The sequence below is a fragment of the Brevibacillus sp. SIMBA_040 genome (assembly GCF_046535075.1).
Lineage (GTDB): Bacteria > Bacillota > Bacilli > Brevibacillales > Brevibacillaceae > Brevibacillus.
Window position 1 is genome coordinate 35,708 of the sequence record NZ_JAWRXI010000012.1, and the last position, 17,934, is coordinate 53,641.

A 17,934-nucleotide genomic window follows, 5' to 3' on the forward strand; every position below is an offset into this window, starting at 1 on the left:
AAAAGTTCCGTGAAAGATCATTAAACATCTCTACGGGACAAAGCCTCCACCAGCTTGTCAGCAGTACGCGCAGCCAGCGCCATTACTGTGTTTGTCGGGTTACCGCCACCAGATGTGACAAAGGTAGAAGCACCTGCTATGAAAAGATTGGGAATGTCGTGAGCTTGACCAAAATCGTTGACGACAGAGGTTTCCGGGTCATCTCCCATGCGGCAGCCCCCCATCAAATGAGCGGTATCGGAGACGACATGCTCCGGAGTTCCTCCAACAGCCTCGATGATTCGCTTCATTTGTCCGATGGCATGCTGATATAGCTTGCGGTCGTTTTCCCCGTAGCTGAATGTCACCTGTGGAATCGGCATACCGTATTCGTCCTTTTTCCCACTCAAAGTCACAGTATTATCTGGATTGGGCAAAACCTCACCTACAAGTGTAATTCTCGCAAACTGGTTGTAGTCGAGCATTGTCTCTCGCAGCCTTTTTCCCCATAAAAATGATCCGTCCTCCCGCTCTGCCGAGATCGCGCCTGCCATTCCGACTGGTCTTGCCCCGTGAGCACTCAACGTATACCCCCTGGCAAAGCCACGCTTCTGATCCGTTTCGTAAAAATGCTGGGTAAGGGCTAGTACCGGAGTTCCTTTGTACAGACGAACCTCATCCGGCAAACGCCCGTAGACATCATGACTCGAGTGAGGCATGATCGCTTTCCCGACCCATCCGCTCGAATTGGCAAGCCCGTTTGGAAAACGAGAAGTAGTAGTTTGAAGCAAGAGTCGCGGTGTCTCGACGACAAAGCCGGCAAGAATGACCACCCGTGCCATTTGTCTATGAGTCAAGCCCTCATGCTGAAATAGCACCCCGCTCACCCGGCCACCTGCCATTAAAATTTCCGTGACCATACAGTCAGAAAGCACCTCTGCCCCGTGGGCAATCGCTTTGGGAATATGGTGAATCAGGCCGCTGTATTTGGCATTGGGCATACAACCCTGATTGCAAAAGCCGCGATTGATACACGGTGGCCTCCCATCAAAGGGTGCTGACAAAATTGCCAGCGGAGCAACGACACTATCGAAGCCAAGCTTGTCACAGCCTTCCCGGAACAGCTGGGCATTGGCACTGATGGGCTCTCTTACCGGATACGGATAAGGACCTTGGAAAGCTCCCCAGGGAAAATGATCCGGACCCGACACAGCGATTTCTTTTTCGATTTTATCGTAATAAGGAGCAAGATCTTTGTAACGGATCGGCCAGTCTTCTCCCACCCCATCGATCGTCCTCGTCTGAAAATCACTTTCATGAAAGCGCAGGAAGACTCCGGTAAAATGCACAGTTCCTCCGCCTACACCTCGCCCGGAATTGTTGTGGCCCAGCTTGAGCGGATCATTTCCCGCCACTAGCTGTGTCTCCTGCCACGCTAATCTGCGCATCGATAATTCATCACTGGCAAAGTCATTTTGCGGGTCCCAAAACGGTCCTGCCTCAATCACAACGACACGCAGACCTGCTTTTGCCAGCTCATAGGCGAGTACCCCGCCTGCTGCTCCGGCCCCGACGATGCACACATCCGCCTCATCCGCATACTTGCGCTTGTCCATTCCTCGCGAGCGGTAACCTTCGTAATGATCACTGTTATGTGTAACCCGGTCATCCGTTGCCATTCGCTTTCGCCTCCCATGGGTCCGTCAAACCTTTTTCCACCCGTACATACCCGCGTGGATAAGCAGGGCCACCATAACCGATATCCGACCAAACCAGCGGATGAGAATAGTAGGCTCCCACAGTGTCTTGCAGGAGCTTCTTGAAAAAATCAACGGGATTAGCAGCGGTCCATGCCTGCTCGCTTTGTGTTTTCCCGCTTGCTACCCGCTGAAGCACTGACTCTTGCTCCTCTGGCTTCAAGGCAACAAAGCTGGCTCCATATGTACTGTGACTCTCTGCTTCTACGCCTGCCAGTCCAAGACGGTACAATTCCTTTTTAGGCGGGACTCCGACCTTCCTCTGCGACTCTCCGATCGGGCTTACAGCCGAATCATCCAGATGCTGCGTAACAAAGGTGAGAACCTCCAGTCGGTGATCATCCACGAGCACGCTCACGACGGTTTGCAGCAGCAGCGCTTCGGTCTCTGTAAAAAATTGATGGGCAACCTGGGGCGATCTTCTTTTCCCGACGATTTTTTGGGTGTGGGCGTCCCATTCCTTGTGCTGGTCCCATACGTCATAGGATGGATAGTGACTATGCTTGGCCATCTCGTTCACCCCCAAAACAGGGCGAGAAGCCCTAATGCCGACATGGCTGTTATGAGTAGGGGAAGAATAATCGGCGGACCTACGAGGAAATTCTGACTCTGTGAGTAGCCTCCTACGCGCTGCCGGACACCCGCCGCATGCAAAGAGGCTCCAATTGCTCCGCTCGCAAGTCCGATGACCATCATAAAAGCAAATACCCAGCGAAGCCAGCCTGCATTCACGAAGGATAGGACAATAGCCGTCACGGCAAACACCGGAAGCTCAAGCACAGGTACCCACATTGCCCAATGGCGAAAATTTTGCCTTGCGTGAAAAAGCGTGACCTGAACGGCGATCAACACAAACGCAAGTCCTGCAAACAAAATCAGCACACGTTCAATCGGCCAACCTTGCCACATGGAAACATCCTCCTTTTACGGTGCGATGCGCCTATTTTCTCCGAGTAAATGGTCTCCTATTCGTTGCACTAGCCCACGAAACGGAGCGTCACATATAAACCGAGCAAGGTAAAGAGCAAAGTCGGCACTGTCAGCACGATCCCTGTCCGAAAGTATTGCCCCCATGTGATCTTCACATCTTTGCGCCCTAGCACATGCAGCCATAGCAAGGTCGCAAGTGAGCCGATCGGTGTAATTTTTGGCCCTAGGTCACTGCCGATGATATTGGCATAGATCATCGCTTCTTTGAACACCCCTTCCGCATGCGTTCCCGTAATTGCAAGGGCGTTGAACATGACGGTCGGCAGGTTGTTCATCAGCGAGGAAAGTACCGCTGCAATGAAGCCTGTCCCGATCGTAGTAGCCAAGAGACCATCCTCGACCAGTGTATCGAGCATCATCCTGACCAGATCAGTCAGCCTCGCATTATGTACACCCCAGACGACCACGTACATCCCGATGGAAAAAATGACGACCACCCATGGCGCTTCCTTCATGATTCTCCGCATCTGAATGATTTTGCTGGTACGCGCAGCAAGACAAAAAATTGCTGCCGCTCCGGTAATAATGAATGAAACAGGTGTATGAATGGACTCACTGATAAAAAAGCCAACCAAAAGCACGCCAAGGATCAGCCAGGACAGACGGAACAAGCCCTGATCCCGAATCGCTTCTTGCGGCTGCTTCAATTGGGTTAGATCAACTCGCTTGGGAATATCCTTGCGAAAATAAAGAAACAGGACCAGCAAGCTACCTGCCACAGAAAACAGATTCGGCAGGACCATGCGCGTTGCATACTCAGCGAACCCGATGTCAAAGTAGTCGGCAGAGACGATATTGACCAAATTGCTGACCACAAAAGGTAAAGAGCTCGTATCAGCAATAAAGCCGCTCGCCATCACAAATGCTAGTACCATACGTGTATCCAGCTTCAGCGCCCGAACTTGTGCCAGTACAATCGGGGTCAAGATCAAGGCTGTGCCATCATTGGTGAACAAGGCTGAGACGACTGTTCCGAGCAAAATGACATAGACAAACATCAGCCGCCCATCTCCATTGGACAGTCGCGCCATGTGCAGCGCCGACCATTCAAAAAAGCCGATCTCGTCCATAATAAGAGAAATAATAATAATACCGATCAGCGCAAAGGTCGCATTCCAGACAATCGAAGTTACCTCCGCTACATCTGCCATTGTCACGACACCTGTGAGCAGCGCCAAGATGGCCCCACCTACCGCCGGATAACCAATCGACAACCCACGCGGCTGCCAGATGACAAGCGTCAGCGTGACCACAAAAATAATCAAGGAAATCCAAACCACTGTACCTTTCACCTCACAATAAAAAAACTGACTATGGCTATTCGTCAAAAAAAGAAAAAGAGCAGACCACGATGGTCGCTCTTTTTACCATACTACAAGAGAGAATTATCCGAAACGTCCGGTAATATAATCTTCTGTCCTTTTATCGCATGGGTTTTGGAAAATAACCGGAGTATTGTCAAACTCCACAAGCTCTCCGTTCAAGAAGAAGGCGGTTTTGTCAGAGATACGCGCTGCCTGCTGCATGTTATGCGTCACGATCACAATCGTGTAAATGCCTTTTAGCTCCTCCAGCAGTTCCTCGATTTTTGCAGTCGAAATCGGGTCCAACGCGGAGGTTGGTTCATCCATCAGCAAAATTTGCGGCTGAACGGCCAAAGCACGAGCGATGCAAAGACGCTGCTGCTGTCCGCCTGATAATCCCGTAGCAGGCTTTTTCAGCACATCCTTAACCTCATCCCAGAGGGCTGCTGCCTTAAGGCTTGTCTCTACAATCTCGTCCAGCTTGTGTCGATCCATCAGGCCGTGCAATTTCGGACCGTATGTCACGTTGTCATAAATGCTTTTCGGAAACGGATTCGGGTGCTGAAAAACCATCCCGATGTTTTTACGCAGTCTTTCCACTTCTACATTGTAGCTATAAATATCTTCATCAAAGACTTTCACAGATCCTGTGATCTTTGTATTAGGAACGGAATCATTCATTCGATTCAACGTCCGTAAAAAGGTGGATTTCCCACAGCCCGATGGCCCAATCAAGGCCGTAATGGAATGGGAATCTACGTCTAAATTTATATCATAGAGGGCTTGCTTATTTCCGTAAAAGAGGTTTAACTCTCGCACCGAAATAACGCTCATAAGGTCCTCGCTCCTTTTCTTTGTTGCAACATTCTTCACCACATCACTATAGCTTCAGAATGTTATGCTTCTATGTGATGTTTATTAAGTTTCCATAAAGATTTCGGGTTAGGTAAAGTTATGGTAAATGTTGCCGACAAACCATATACGCCCCCTCTGGCAAAACCTACAATAAAGCTGAACGTTTTGTCGAATAAGGGGAGAGCACTTGATGCTGAGAAAAAAAAGGACATTAGGCAACTCGTCATTTCATTATCGTTCTATTTTTACTAGGCTATTTTTTGGAATTATGACAATGGTTATCGGGATGATGGCAATTACGGCCTTTTTTATTAGTTCCCAATCAGAGGCCATGCTTAACGAAAAAACAAAACAACAACTGCAGGATGCATCCGGCGCAGCCCTGCAAGAGGTAGACAGCCGGGTAAAGACAATCGTCACTGCCTTACAATCGTATGCTTCTACATACAAGAATGGCAAAATAACGAACGGTCAATCGTTTGGCATTTTTTCCGAAATCGTAACCAGCAATCCTACTATTTCAGAATTACAAGTAGCAACCAATGACGGACGCTTCGTCACTTTTCCCGGTTCTCCGCTCGATAACGAATACGATCCCAGAAAAACAGATTGGTACAAGGGAGCCTTTGACAAACAAACAACCTATGTCTCTGATGTCTTCCAATTTTCGCAGACTGAATTTCCGAAAATAGCAATCTCGATTGCCTTGCGAAACGAAGATGATGAGCCTGTTGGCGTCGTTGTCGCTTTTGTCTCTGTGCCGAAGCTGAGTGAATCGATCAGTAAAATCAAGCTAGGGGAAACAGGCTACGCCATGATTGTCGATCAAACCGGGAAGCTCGTTGCCCATCCTGATCAAAACTACGCCCTACAGCGTCCAGGACTGTATCAGCTGCCAGTCGTTCAGCATGTGCTATCCGGTCAGACTGGCGTGCAAGAAATGCTCATGAATGGTACGAATTACTTTGCCGCTTATCGCTTCGACGACTCTCTCCGCTGGGGAATTATTGTTGTCCAATCTGTCCTCGAAGTAAAGCAAGTAGTGAATCGACTGCAGCTGACGATCTTGGCCGTCTCGTTGATTGGTCTTTGTGCACTGGCCCTGCTTTTGTACTTATTCGTCCGTAAAATTGTTCAGCCTATCAAGGAAGTTCAACAGAAAATGGCTGCGTTCAGCGAAGGCGATCTGTTATTAACGATGCATGTAAAAAGCAATGATGAAATTCGGCAGCTGGCTGACAGCTTCAATCGCATGAGCGGACAAATTCGCACCATTATCGGGAAAATTCAGTACGTCATCTCTGACGTCAAGGAAGTCGCCCAGCACGTCGGCAAAAGCTCACGCCATTCCCATGCCATGCAGACCGAGGTCGTCGCTGTCACAGAAAAGCTGTCGCTGGAGATGGATCAGCAGCAAGTACAAATCGATACGATTCACTCCATCATGGAAAGTATCACAACGGAAATGTCGGAAATCAATGACTCCATGCAAACAGCGATGATCCAAAATCAGGAGTCACGTGAGCAAAGTACCAAGGCAGCTCTATCCATCGATCACTTAAAAGAAAACATGCTAAAAATTTCAGAAGACATGCGAGCATCGCTTCACGCCATGTCCTCCATGAAGGAAAGCATGAATGACATCAGAGAAATCCTTGATTTGATATCCTCTATCTCAAAAAGGACCAAGCTCTTATCGTTTAACGCACGTATCGAAGCTTCAAGAGCAGGACAGGCGGGACTCGGCTTTGGAATCGTCGCAGACGAGATTCGCCAGCTGTCCGAGCAAACAGAAGAGGCAACAACCCGTATTCAACAAGCTCTCAAAGCCGGCGAGCATCGAATGGCTAACGTCTCGGAATGCTTGGAAACCACAGATCACGCTACTGTAGATGGAATTAACACGCTTCACGAAGCTACCGATATATTCACCAAAACCGTACAGATTAGTGAAATCCTCACAACTCAGTTTGAATCAATCGGCCAGCTTTCTGAATGGATTTACCGCCAAAGCAGGACCATTCAGGAGCGAGTAGACAGTCTCGCCCTATCTGCTACAGAGGTCGTCTCAGGAACCCAGCAAGCGGTCGCAGCCAACCAGGAAAGCCTCTCCCTCTCAGAGCAGTTCTTGCACGATTCAGAGCGTCTGACAGGGATTGTAGAAGATCTGGAACAGGAAATACGCTTCTTCCGTACAGTCGAAAAGCCCTCCGCGTAGAGGGCTTTTCTTTTTCCTTTTCGAACGCAAATTTGACCACAAAAACCCCCTCCCTTGCAGTGTTAGTGCTGCAAGGGAAGGGGTTTTCTCAACCGAATCGACCGCTAATATAGGCTTCTGTCTTTTCATTTTCCGGGGAAGTAAAGATTTTAGAAGTTTGATCCATCTCCACCAGCTCACCTAACAAAAAGAACGCTGTTTTTTCAGAGATGCGCGCTGCTTGATGCAGATTGTGCGTCACAATAACAATCGTGTACTCTTCCTTGAGCTGCATCACCAGCTCTTCGATTTTCATCGTAGAGATCGGATCAAGCGCCGAGGCCGGTTCATCCAAAAGCAATATAGTCGGCTGCATGGCGATGGCACGTGCGATGCAAAGCCGCTGCTGCTGTCCGCCTGAAAGCGACAGCGCTGATTCTCGCAAGCGGTCTTTGACCTCATCCCACAGCGCAGCCTTGCGCAAGCTGTTTTCTACTAATTCGTCCAATGCGCGTCTATCAGTCAGGCCATGGAATCTAGGCGCAAACGCAATGTTTTCGTAAATCGATTTGAAAAATGGATTGGCGCGTTGGAAGACCATTCCCACGACTTGACGCAAGCCCTCGATGTTTACCTGCTCACTCGTAATGTCGATCCCATCAACAATGATCGAGCCTGTTACACGGCAGGAAGGAACCAGATCATTCATGCGGTTCAGGCTTCTGAGCAGCGTCGACTTGCCGCACCCAGACGGACCGATAAAGGCCGTTACAGAATTACGTTCGATATCCATGTTAATATTGTTGACTGCGCGTTTTTCCCCGTAAAAGACAGAAACATCCTTTGTTTGAATAATCGTGTCCTTCTTGGCGTCTTGCACTGTGTCTTGCATTGTGAGTACGGACATGCTTACCACCTCTTCCTAGTTTGATCCTGACGTCATCTTCTTGTACACCCATGTACCGAACCAACGGGCCGAGACGTTAAAGAGCAAAACAGCAATAATGAGTACGGCGGCTGCTCCATCCGCAACATCACGTGCATCTGGCGTCAACCCTTCGCTGTTCACCTTCCAGATGTGGACAGCCAGTGTCTCAGCTGGACGGAACGGATTGAGCGGCGAAGTCGGACTGTTTAATGTGAAATCGGTGAAGTTCAGGTTCGGCGAAGACATACCCGCTGTAAACAGCAAAGCTGCTGCCTCACCAAAAACACGTCCCGATGCGAGAATTGCACCTGTGATAATACCAGGCAAAGCTGCCGGCAAAATGACGGAGACAATCGTCCGCCATTTGGTGATGCCAAGTGCGAGGCTCGCTTCCTTTTGGCTGCGCGGTACGTTACGCAGCGCATCCTCTGTAACACGAACCAGAAGCGGTAAATTAAACACTGTCAGGGCAAGTGCACCCGAGAATAAGGTGTATCCCCATCCCGTCATATTTACGAATACCAACAAACCAAACAAACCGACAACAATCGAAGGAAGGGAAGACAATACTTCTATACTCATCCGGATAAACTGTGTAAACTTGTTATCCGGCGCATATTCAGCCATATAAATACCTGCACCAATGCCGAGCGGCAAGGCGATCAGCATCGTTAGAACAAGCAGGTACAAAGAGTTAAACAGCTGCGGTCCGATCCCGCCGCCTGCATTGACGATATCCGGTGGTGACGTCAGAAAGTCCAGATTCAGCTTGTGCCACCCCTGCGACAAAATGAAGCCGAGAAGCCCTACCAGTGTACCGATAATCAAAACGGCAATCAGTGTCAAAATAATCGTAGCAGCGCGGTCCATTACTCTCGCTTTCATCTATTTCACCATCCTCTTTCTGCCCAGAATCCGCAATATCATGATGAAGATGAAAGACATGAGCAAGAGCAACAAAGCCATCGACCAAAGCGCGTTATTGTAAGGGGTACCTTGAATCGTATTCCCCATGTTGAGCGTAATTCCGCTCGTCAGCGTACTGATTGGGTCCAATATGCTGCCTGGCAGCTTGGTTGTATTACCAATAACCATCTGTACCGCCAAGGCCTCACCAAAAGCGCGTGCCATCCCCAAAACAATCGCGGTTAAACAGCCTGGAAGCGAGGAATGCAAAACTACATTCCAAATCGTTTGCCAGCGTGTAGCACCCAAAGCCAGTGATGCATTGCGCAAATCCTGAGGCACTGCCTGGATCGCATCAGTAGCCACACTCGTGATCGTTGGCAAAATCATCAGAGCCAGTACAAGCCCCCCAGCCAACAAGCTAAAGCCTAAAACATCAAACTGCTCACGGATAAAAGGAACAAGTAGGGTAAGTCCTACGTAGCCGTATACGACTGATGGAATTCCCACCAACAGCTCGATCACCGGCTTCAATACTTTTTTACCGAAGTTCGGGAAAATCTCTGTCATGAAAATCGCAGCACCAATGCCAAGTGGAGCAGCAATCAGTGCAGCCAATGCAGTAACTAAAAATGAACCAAGAATAAAGGGAAATACACCGTATACTGACGGTTCACCTTCTGGATCCCATTTAAGCTGCGTTAAAAATTCTGTGATGCTGACCCCGTTCACAAAGAACGTGGACAGCCCTTTGGATGCAATGAAATAGGTGATGGACAAAACAACTACGACTAGCAATGCTGCACAAACCAATGCTATGGTTCTGCCTGTCAGATTCTCTGTAAACTGACGCTTGTTGTACGTCAGCATTTTTCGCGCAATCATGGATTGCCGTTCTGTCTTTGACCCGTAGGTACGATGGTTCATGTTCTCCCTCCCGGAAAGAAAACGACTTAACGTAAGAAAACTTCTTGTACTAGCAAATAATTATTTACATTTTTACAAGCAAAATGAGGGGTAAGCGCCCCCCCACCCCTCTATCTTGCTTTACTGATTGATTATTTATTTTTGAGTTACTTTTCCTTCAACGTCGCGTTCTACTTTCATGTCAGTAATCGGCAGGAAGCCCAGCTCCGTTACTGTTTTCTTTTGTACGTCATCGCTCAGGATGAACTCCAGGAATGCTTTCGCACTGCCAGAAGCTTCACCTTTTGTGTACATATGCTCATATGCCCAAACCGGGTATTTGTTTGTCGTAATGTTTTCCGCATTTGCTTCAACGCCATCCAGTTTCAACGCTTTTACAGTATCATTGAAGTAGGACAGAGCGAGGTATCCGATTGCGCCTGGTGTCTCAGCAATAATTTTGCGAACTGTACCCGAGGAATCCTCTGTGATGCCTTCTGCTTCTTCTTTTCCATCCAAAGCAAATTTGCTGAATGTTGCACGAGTACCGGAAGATTTCGGACGGTTTACGAGCGTGATTTTCATATCATCGCCGCCAACTTCTTTCCAGTTTGTGATTTTACCTGTGAAGATGTCGATCAGCTGTTGTTTTGTGAGATCGTCTACTTTCACTTTTGGACTTACAGCTGCTGCCATACCTACAACAGCTACTCTATGGTCAACCAACTCGTTTGCTGGAATTCCTTTTTTCTCTTCTGCATAAATGTCGGAGTTACCGATCGTTGCAGCACCGCTTGCTACTTGGCTAAGACCAGTACCGCTACCTCCGCCTTGTACTTGAATTTGAACACCTTCATTTTTTGCCATGAAATCTTTAGCCGTCTGCTCTACGAGTGGTTGCAATGCGGTAGAACCTACTGCTGTGATTGGCTCACTAGAAGCTGCTGGCTTGCTTGCCTCTGGTGCTGGAGTAGATGGTGCTGGTGTTGTTGTTGCTGGTTGTTGCGCTGGTGCAGGGGCAGCATTATTGCTTCCACAACCTGCTAGCAAAGCTCCTACAAAAGTCAGCGCCATAAACATTTTGCTGAGTTTTTTCATTTGATGAAAATCCTCCTTAAAAGGGTCGGTTTTTTTCTCTCTTACAAGTACAAACTATACAGGTCGAATGTTGTTGTATTGTGTTGCCATTGTTAAGCTTTCTTAAAGATGAGAGCCAAGTCGTATGAAATGGACTTACTGTGGGGGATACTTTGCCTATTCTTTTTAATCTGGGGACTCATCGAGCTCTTCCAATTTGATTTAGTCGCAACCCTCTTTGGTGGGGCAGACTCTCTCATTAGTCGAATCGTCTATACGCTAGTCGGCTTGGCGGGGATTTACGCCATCAAGCTCCTGGTTAGCGACAGGGAACGAACCTGATTATTGAAATAAAAAAACGGCGCATCCTGAGTGGTTCAGGACGTGCCGTTTTTTCTGTGGATGCTATTTGACGCTATCGCGTGTAAATGGTTCAGTGATCTCTACGTGACCCATCAGCGATTCTGTCTTTTTCCCGTCTTCCAAAATCACAATCTTTTGTACTTCAGCATATTGGAAAAAGGTTTTCAGCAAAGCCGATAGTGCCATACCTTCGCCACCAGCTCCGAGATTATACTGGTTTTTACTGTCTGCATCAATGGTCAACGTCCCTTTGTCAAATGCCACGGAATGATAGTGGAAGTCTTTCCAAAGCGGAAAATGCTCCTCTGTCTTCTGGGGCTTTTCTAGCATCGAGAGCGTTTTTTTGTACTTTTCGATGTCCTCGGCAAAAGTAACTTCCTGCTCTTCCTTTTGCAAATCCATCAAATCGGCATCCGAATAGTACACAGAAATGTTTTGCTTCGTCAGCTTCGGCTCAGGTGTCGATGGAGTCGAGCCAGACGGCTGTTCAACCGGAGTCGTTGGCTGCGGCGCTGGAGCTGCTTTTTGCCCGCAACCAGCCATGAGCACCATGGCAAAAGCTGCCATCCAGATCATACGACTTTTTTTCATCGGAATTAACCTCCCTTACTGATACGACTGATAGTATTCACGGATCGCCGCAACAAGCGCTTGGGCAATTTTGTCCTGGAAAGCAGGGTTCGTCAACTGCGCGTTTTCTGCCGGATTGGACAAGAAGCCTGTTTCCGTCAGAACGGCCGGCATATGCGTGTTTTTAATCACGTAAAAGCCGCTTGCCTTGACACCGCGATCCTGGAATTTCGTCGCGCCTTGAAGATGCTTATGTACGACTTCCGCAAAAGTTTTACTGTTAGCATTATAATAGAAGGTTTCCGTACCGCCCGCCTTCGCACTTGGAGCTGCATTTGCGTGAATCGACAGGAACAAATCAGCCTCTCGATCGTTCGCGATAGCTGCGCGCTCTGACAGCTCATAAAAGACATCTGTAGTGCGAATCGGTACTACTTGAAACTCTGGGTACTGCTTCAATAGCTCAACAACCTTATTGGCTACAGCCAAATTATAATCCTTTTCATGGTTGCCCGCAGTACCTAATGTACCAGGGTCTTTACCACCGTGACCCGCGTCAACCACAATCAGGTACCCGGTTTTCTTCGGCTTCGGTGTCAGCTTGACCTCGATGCCGTCATCTGTATTAACCAAGCTGTATTGGCTTTTTTGGTTCAGTTCAATGACGACACGAACAGTATCAGGTGAAGCACTGTATTGGCTAAAACGCAGCGCCGAGATCAGTGGCTCATCTTGCTGTACGTCTGCTTTTGCTGCCTGCTCATCCGAAGAATAGGACTCTTCCGTATCCTCATCCATGTCCTCGTCCTCGTCCTCGTCGTCTTGCGAGGCCCGCTGTACCTCCTCTGTCTCACCGATACTTCCGATGTTGCTGTTCTGCTCGCCAAGCAGATCCACGAGCTTGTCATCCAAGGAGGTTTGCGGCAAGTCCAGTACAATGCGATGTGGTCCTGTCAGCACAAATGCTTGAGCCTGGACTGGCATCGACGTCTTAATACTTACACGATCTCCATCCATCGATAAATCCTTCAGATGATTCAATCGATCGATCTCAATCATGTTCTTTTTCTTATTCCAACTAAACGAGCCTCCAAGCTCACTTTCGATTTGCTCTAATGGAAGAACCAATTGGTCGTCAATCGTCATACCACGTTCGGGTCTTTTCCAGGCAAATCCTTTTTGTCCGACTTGTTCTGCTACTGCCTGTGCAGAAACATACATCGTGTCTGACACTTGATACGTCTTGATCGCTTGGGAGGGGGCATGTCCATTCAACAGAACCTGCGGCGTTTCGTTTGCGATTACAGTACGGCTGCTGTTATCCCAGCCTACTGTCACTCCGAGTGATTCTCCGACAAAGCGCAGCGGCAATAGCATGCGCTGCTTTGCGATGACAGGTGCCGTATCGAGAGTCACCTGCTTGCCGTTCACCACGGCTTTTTTTGAATCCAGCGTGAGAGAAAGCTGCTGTGCTCCCCGCGTAATGACGGCTGTTCGGGATTTTTCGTTCCATGCAACCTCAGCCCCGAGACCTTCCGCGATAACACGAACAGGAACCAATGTACGTCCATTTTTGATGACTGGCGGCACATCAGGCTCAGTAGCTTGTCCACCAATCATCAGCTTGACGGCTTCCTCGTTCGCTGCCTTTGCAGCTGTTGCCCAACCGGGGATCAGCAGCAGGACTAGCATCGCTAGAAGTAACGGGTACAATCGTCTTTTCATCCTGTCCTCCTCCGTTGATGTCTGTTTTGTTTTTTGGCCTTATGCAATTGTGCAACGTTCACCATTTTATTAGACGCATCATGACCTGTAAAGTTTGTAGTCTTTTGGTACCAAATCTGTCGAAAAAGAAAAAAGTGCCGATTTCCGGCACTTTTGGTCTACATTCTCTTAAATTCTTCAGTCGTTATTCCAATTCTCTTTCCTCAAAATCGTAATCGACAGGCTTTGGAGCAACGTGCGCTTTTTTCAATGCTGGTGTATCAGGACGTGCGATTTGATAAACAGCTGCTCCTACGATCTCAGCTACTTCCTGAAGCTTGTCCTTGCTTATTTTATCGATGCTGTCTTCCGGTGAATGGTACCAAGGCTCTACCGGTGCATGGATGAACAGCGCTGCAGGAATTCCCGCCTCGGCAAAGGGAACATGGTCGCTTCGCCCTTCCCTACCATAGTTTACAGTCTCGGACAAACGTGATCCGGCTGCTGCCCCCAAGTCTGTGACTACATTTTTCTCCCCGTCTACTGTATACATGATCAATTTTCCGGCATCCTTACTACCAACCATGTCCATCTGGAACATGCCCACCGTATTTTCGACTTCTTCTTCCGACATTGATTCCACGTAGGCATAGGAGCCGAGAAGTCCGTTCTCTTCTGCTCCAAATGTAATGAAGCGAATTTCTGTATCTGTCGGCATATTCGCCATAACACGAGCCAGCTCAAGTGTTGTCGCTGTACCGGAAGCATCGTCGTTAGCACCTGGCGCCCCTTCTACCGAGTCGTGATGAGCACCGACTATGATGATTTGCCCATTATCTTTATTTTTATCCGGTTTTTTAGTGGCGATCACGTTATAAGATGTACTTTCCTTCGTCTTTGCACCTTCTACGGTGACTGTTGCGGTCAGCGCTTCACCATTTTGCAATCGGTCCAAGAGTTCCTCACCTTGCGACTTCGTAAGCGCCAAAACGGGAACATAGCTGTCATCTGGCCCTCCAAGTGTCCCGTTAATGGTGCCGGAGCTATTATTGAAGATAACAACAGCTTTTGCCCCTGCCTCTGCCGCATTTTTCACTTTATCCGCAAACGAGATCTCCCCGCGCTTGATCAGCGCAATTTTGCCATCCAGATCCACTTCGTCCAGATCGTTCTCTCTTCCCAACCCCGCGTATACGATTTCGTCAGTCACGCTGCCGTTCACTCCATAGGTAAAGGTGCCCAGCTCCCAGTCTGTCTCTTCAAAACCGCTAACGGAAAAAGAAAAATCGGTCGGTCCTGAATAACTGTAAAACTCAAATGGCTGCCGTTCTGTATCATACCCATACGATTGAAACTTCTTTTCTATATATGTAACAGCATCATGCTCAGATTTTGTTCCGGCTACTCTCGGTTCCTCTGATAATTCCTTGACCATATTGTAGATGTTGTCTACTTTTATTCTTTTGACGATCTTGTTGTCAAATGCACTGCTCGATGGATGTGGTGCAGCGTAAGCAGTTATTCCGAACGTCAAACTCGCCACAAGGCAGAAAGGAATTACCGTTTTTTTAAACATGCTTGTCCTCCTCATAATTAAGAAGTATATATTCATAAATAATTATGTGAAAGATCAATTTTTTTGTATAGTGAGAAAAGTCTGATTTTTAAATCCAACAAAAGATACAGATCTCTTCTCCAGAAAAAAAGAGGCGTTTCCTTAATTGAACGCCTCCATGACTTGCTACCGAAACAATCCACGTCTCTCTCTCCTGCTTACCTGCTCAACAGATCCCGATCCCTTCAGCATATTTAATCCTCCACTCGCTACAAACTGCTGAATCATCGACAGCACAGCTGGATTAGACAGGACCTTGATCGAATCCGCTACTTTGGGGTTCTTTAATTGGGGGATCGCCCCGCTGAGATGTGGCAATAGTGGAAGTAGATCTTCGAGCGAAAAGGCAGGCTTTGCTTTTTCCGGCACAGTCTGTACCGGCGGGCGACGGCGAGCTCCGAACAGTATTCCTCGCCTAGGCTCGATTACCGGTCTTGCTTTGAGCCGTCCGAGCGTATTTTTCATATCTTGTAGTTCCTGACGCACCCGATTCATCTCGCGCATCATCTGTGCATTGTTCAAGTTGTTAGCGTCTGTAAGCTTGTTCATTGATTCAATCAGATGATTCTGAGAGCCGGTCAGCTTATGCTTCCTTTTTGTTTTGGCAGCGATAGTCCCACCTCCCTCCTTATAACCTGACTTTTGTCCCTTATTTAAAGCGCTTCTTGATGTTGTTCAAATCTTTCGCATCGATGCCTTTCTTGGACAGCTTATTCATCAAACTGCCGACGTTTTCCGTTTTCGACATCTGCCGAAACTGTGCGACATAGCCGTTCAATTCTTTATCCGTGAAATTTTTCCCTACCTTTTTGCCCATATCACGAATGACATCCTTTAAACCAGCATCTGTCTTCAGCTTATCCTTGGGAATCGACTTTACAATGCTCAGCAATTTGCCAAGATCCACAGTTATCCCTCCTGATCACAGTTTGTTCCCTTTCACTCTATGTCAGGAGTCGCTTAGTGGATTGGTCATTTGTCCATTAGTTGGCAAAAAAAGAAGAGAGGCACACAAAGCGCCTCTCCCCTTTTTGATAGCATTTCTTGATTACTTGATGTCAGCGTATTTGTAGTCTACCGCACCCAGACCATCGATGATTACGCCGTCAACCTTGTCGTTTTTAACCCAAGATTGTGTGTAGTAGTAGATTGGCATGATTGGCATTTCATCCATCAGGATTTGCTCAGCTTCAGCCAGGATTGCTTTACGTTTTTCCAGATCTGGTTCCAGAGCGGATTGGTTCAAGAGTTCTTTGTACTTCGGATTTTCCCAACGAGTATCGTTGTTTCCGCCGTCTTTATCCTTGAACATTTCCAGGAAGTTAATTGGATCGTTGAAGTCACCCAACCAGCCTGCACGCGCTACTTGGTATTTACCTTGATGCACGTCATCCAGGTATACTTTCCACTCTTTGTTTTCCAGCTTCACGTCTACGCCGAGGTTTTTCTTCCATTGGTCTTGGATTGCTTCAGCAATCTTTTTGTGACCTTCAGAAGTGTTGTAGGAAAGAGTGATTGCTGGGAATTTGCTGATTCCAGCTTCTTTCATACCTTCTTCGAGCATTTTCTTCGCAGCTTCGAGGTCTTTGTCTTTGAAGTAGCCATCTTTGTTCAGCGCCATGCTCATTGGTATATAACCTGTTGCAGGCAGCTGACCAGCTTGCAGGATGTTGTCGATCAGGCCTTGGCGATCAATCGCGTAAGCAAATGCTTTACGGATTTTCGCGTTGTTGAACGGTGCTTTCTCCGTGTTGAAACGGTAGAAGTAGGTACCCGCGATTGGTTGAGTTGTCATTTTTCCGGATTCTTTCAAAGCCGGGATCGCGTCAGTTGGCAGAGCAGAAGTCGGAGATCCTGCCCAATCCAGCTCACCATTTTCAAACATGGACAGCTCAGTGTTCTCGTCTTCTACCATGGAGAACTCGATTTTGTCCAGTTTTACATTGTCTTTATCCCAATAGTTGTCGTTTTTCACAACAACCAGCTTGCTCTTGTGTTCCCATGTTTCCATTTTGAATGGACCGTTACCAACGATGGTTTTCGCATCCATTGCCCATTTTTCGTTGCCTTCAACTACTTTTTGGTTAACTGGGAAGTATGTTTTGAATGCAACCAGTTCCAAGAAGAACGGAGTTGGGTTGTTCAGCTCAACTTCCAAAGTTTTATCGTCAACTGCTTTTACGCCAACGTCTTCTACTTTACCAGTACCTTTGTTGTAGGCTTCTGCACCTTTCACATAGTACAGCTGGTATGCGTAGTTGGAAGCTGTTTTCGGATCCAAAGCGCGTTTCCAAGCAAATTCGAAGTCTTTAGCGGTTACAGCATCGCCGTTGCTCCATTTGTTGTCGCGGATTTTGAATGTATATTTTTTACCGTCTTCAGAGACAGTGTAGCTCTCAGCTGCTGCTTCATGTACTTTGTTGTCTTTGCCAACGCGAGTCAGGCCTTCGAAGGTAGCTGTGATGATTGTGCTGGAAGTAGTATCTTCCGCAATACCTGGGTCAGCTGTTGGTGGCTCAGAATGCAGGTTCAGTTTCAATACTTTTGGACCAGCTGCATTTTCAGTTGTAGCTCCTTGAGATGCATTGTTGTCTGCTGGTTTAGCTGCTTCATTACTCGCGCCGCCACAACCTGCAAGGGCTGCACCAAGGACGAGGATAGAACTCATTGCTACGAAAACATTCTTTTTCATACAAGTAATCCCCCTTTTCTAAATCTTTTTTCAATATACATGCTTTTATATTATTTTTAAACATGTTTTAGATTGATTTAATAAATTTTTA

General features: G+C 47.6%; 17 protein-coding genes. 2 read left to right on the forward strand and 15 right to left on the reverse strand.

Translation table 11 applies throughout. The annotated features are described in order from the left end of the window. Nucleotides 1-20: 20 nt before the first annotated feature. The 5 genes from SB752_RS20375 to pstB (SB752_RS20395) form a co-directional block, all read right to left on the reverse strand. Nucleotides 21-1,595, reverse strand: a complete 1,575-nt coding sequence (locus SB752_RS20375) for a GMC family oxidoreductase (protein ID WP_410717524.1) — start codon at nt 1,593-1,595, stop codon at nt 21-23. Between the two features lie 49 nt (nt 1,596-1,644). Continuing rightward, nucleotides 1,645-2,247 (reverse strand): gluconate 2-dehydrogenase subunit 3 family protein, encoded by a 603-nt coding sequence (locus SB752_RS20380; protein WP_410717397.1) that lies wholly within the window; start codon nt 2,245-2,247, stop codon nt 1,645-1,647. A gap of 5 nt (nt 2,248-2,252) precedes the next feature. After that, nucleotides 2,253-2,645, reverse strand: coding sequence for a hypothetical protein (locus SB752_RS20385; RefSeq protein WP_410717398.1), 393 nt, complete (start codon nt 2,643-2,645; stop codon nt 2,253-2,255). 68 nt (nt 2,646-2,713) lie between these two features. After that, entirely contained in the window at nt 2,714-4,006 is a 1,293-nt protein-coding gene (locus SB752_RS20390; protein ID WP_410717399.1) for an arsenic transporter, read from the reverse strand. A gap of 105 nt (nt 4,007-4,111) precedes the next feature. After that, nucleotides 4,112-4,864, reverse strand: a complete 753-nt coding sequence (pstB, locus tag SB752_RS20395; protein ID WP_410717400.1) for a phosphate ABC transporter ATP-binding protein PstB — start codon at nt 4,862-4,864, stop codon at nt 4,112-4,114. 211 nt (nt 4,865-5,075) lie between these two features. Between pstB (SB752_RS20395) and SB752_RS20400 the strand changes: the two genes are divergently transcribed. Beyond that, nucleotides 5,076-7,103, forward strand: a complete 2,028-nt coding sequence (locus tag SB752_RS20400) for a methyl-accepting chemotaxis protein (RefSeq protein ID WP_410717401.1) — start codon at nt 5,076-5,078, stop codon at nt 7,101-7,103. 88 nt (nt 7,104-7,191) lie between these two features. Here the strand turns inward: SB752_RS20400 and pstB (SB752_RS20405) are convergent, their stop codons facing one another. From pstB (SB752_RS20405) to SB752_RS20420, 4 genes are all read right to left on the reverse strand, one after another. After that, nucleotides 7,192-7,989 carry a phosphate ABC transporter ATP-binding protein PstB gene (gene pstB, locus SB752_RS20405; protein WP_410717402.1) on the reverse strand — a complete coding sequence of 266 codons (798 nt, stop codon included), beginning with the start codon at nt 7,987-7,989 and terminating at the stop codon, nt 7,192-7,194. A gap of 15 nt (nt 7,990-8,004) precedes the next feature. After that, a complete protein-coding gene (gene pstA / locus SB752_RS20410; protein WP_103108053.1) occupies nt 8,005-8,895 on the reverse strand; it encodes a phosphate ABC transporter permease PstA in 891 nt (296 codons plus the stop codon). Continuing rightward, nucleotides 8,896-9,843: a phosphate ABC transporter permease subunit PstC gene (gene pstC / locus SB752_RS20415; RefSeq protein WP_410717403.1), complete on the reverse strand. Its 948-nt coding sequence runs from the start codon at nt 9,841-9,843 to the stop codon at nt 8,896-8,898. Nucleotides 9,844-9,978: 135 nt separating this feature from the next. Then, a complete protein-coding gene (locus SB752_RS20420; RefSeq protein ID WP_410717404.1) occupies nt 9,979-10,920 on the reverse strand; it encodes a phosphate ABC transporter substrate-binding protein in 942 nt (313 codons plus the stop codon). Nucleotides 10,921-11,049: 129 nt separating this feature from the next. Between SB752_RS20420 and SB752_RS20425 the strand changes: the two genes are divergently transcribed. After that, a complete protein-coding gene (locus SB752_RS20425) occupies nt 11,050-11,241 on the forward strand; it encodes a DUF378 domain-containing protein (RefSeq protein WP_410717405.1) in 192 nt (63 codons plus the stop codon). 63 nt (nt 11,242-11,304) lie between these two features. On the opposite strand, the gene SB752_RS20430 is transcribed toward SB752_RS20425, so the two are convergent. The 6 genes from SB752_RS20430 to SB752_RS20455 all read right to left on the reverse strand — a co-directional run bounded on the left by SB752_RS20430 (nt 11,305) and on the right by SB752_RS20455 (nt 17,843). Next, on the reverse strand, nt 11,305-11,853 hold the full coding sequence (locus SB752_RS20430; RefSeq protein WP_410717406.1) for a GerMN domain-containing protein: 549 nt from the start codon (nt 11,851-11,853) through the stop codon (nt 11,305-11,307). A gap of 15 nt (nt 11,854-11,868) precedes the next feature. Further along, nucleotides 11,869-13,557, reverse strand: a complete 1,689-nt coding sequence (locus SB752_RS20435) for an N-acetylmuramoyl-L-alanine amidase (RefSeq protein WP_410717407.1) — start codon at nt 13,555-13,557, stop codon at nt 11,869-11,871. Nucleotides 13,558-13,741: 184 nt separating this feature from the next. Next, complete coding sequence (locus tag SB752_RS20440) at nt 13,742-15,112, reverse strand: M28 family peptidase (RefSeq protein ID WP_410717408.1); 1,371 nt, start codon at nt 15,110-15,112, stop codon at nt 13,742-13,744. Nucleotides 15,113-15,277: 165 nt separating this feature from the next. Continuing rightward, nucleotides 15,278-15,700, reverse strand: a complete 423-nt coding sequence (locus SB752_RS20445) for a hypothetical protein (protein WP_410717409.1) — start codon at nt 15,698-15,700, stop codon at nt 15,278-15,280. 100 nt (nt 15,701-15,800) lie between these two features. Further along, complete coding sequence (locus SB752_RS20450; protein ID WP_103108061.1) at nt 15,801-16,058, reverse strand: hypothetical protein; 258 nt, start codon at nt 16,056-16,058, stop codon at nt 15,801-15,803. A gap of 141 nt (nt 16,059-16,199) precedes the next feature. Further along, nucleotides 16,200-17,843 carry a peptide ABC transporter substrate-binding protein gene (locus SB752_RS20455; protein ID WP_410717410.1) on the reverse strand — a complete coding sequence of 548 codons (1,644 nt, stop codon included), beginning with the start codon at nt 17,841-17,843 and terminating at the stop codon, nt 16,200-16,202. Nucleotides 17,844-17,934 lie beyond the last annotated feature (91 nt).

Coding starts and splice junctions, on each gene's coding strand:
- SB752_RS20375 (WP_410717524.1), bottom strand. CDS start 1,595: ATGGACAAGCGCAAGTATGCGGATGAGGCGGATGTGTGCATCGTCGGG.
- SB752_RS20380 (WP_410717397.1), bottom strand. CDS start 2,247: ATGGCCAAGCATAGTCACTATCCATCCTATGACGTATGGGACCAGCAC.
- SB752_RS20385 (WP_410717398.1), bottom strand. CDS start 2,645: ATGTGGCAAGGTTGGCCGATTGAACGTGTGCTGATTTTGTTTGCAGGA.
- pstB (WP_410717400.1), bottom strand. CDS start 4,864: ATGAGCGTTATTTCGGTGCGAGAGTTAAACCTCTTTTACGGAAATAAG.
- SB752_RS20400 (WP_410717401.1), top strand. CDS start 5,076: ATGCTGAGAAAAAAAAGGACATTAGGCAACTCGTCATTTCATTATCGT.
- pstB (WP_410717402.1), bottom strand. CDS start 7,989: ATGTCCGTACTCACAATGCAAGACACAGTGCAAGACGCCAAGAAGGAC.
- pstA (WP_103108053.1), bottom strand. CDS start 8,895: ATGAAAGCGAGAGTAATGGACCGCGCTGCTACGATTATTTTGACACTG.
- pstC (WP_410717403.1), bottom strand. CDS start 9,843: ATGAACCATCGTACCTACGGGTCAAAGACAGAACGGCAATCCATGATT.
- SB752_RS20420 (WP_410717404.1), bottom strand. CDS start 10,920: ATGAAAAAACTCAGCAAAATGTTTATGGCGCTGACTTTTGTAGGAGCT.
- SB752_RS20425 (WP_410717405.1), top strand. CDS start 11,050: ATGGACTTACTGTGGGGGATACTTTGCCTATTCTTTTTAATCTGGGGA.
- SB752_RS20430 (WP_410717406.1), bottom strand. CDS start 11,853: ATGAAAAAAAGTCGTATGATCTGGATGGCAGCTTTTGCCATGGTGCTC.
- SB752_RS20435 (WP_410717407.1), bottom strand. CDS start 13,557: ATGAAAAGACGATTGTACCCGTTACTTCTAGCGATGCTAGTCCTGCTG.
- SB752_RS20440 (WP_410717408.1), bottom strand. CDS start 15,112: ATGTTTAAAAAAACGGTAATTCCTTTCTGCCTTGTGGCGAGTTTGACG.
- SB752_RS20445 (WP_410717409.1), bottom strand. CDS start 15,700: ATGAACAAGCTTACAGACGCTAACAACTTGAACAATGCACAGATGATG.
- SB752_RS20455 (WP_410717410.1), bottom strand. CDS start 17,843: ATGAAAAAGAATGTTTTCGTAGCAATGAGTTCTATCCTCGTCCTTGGT.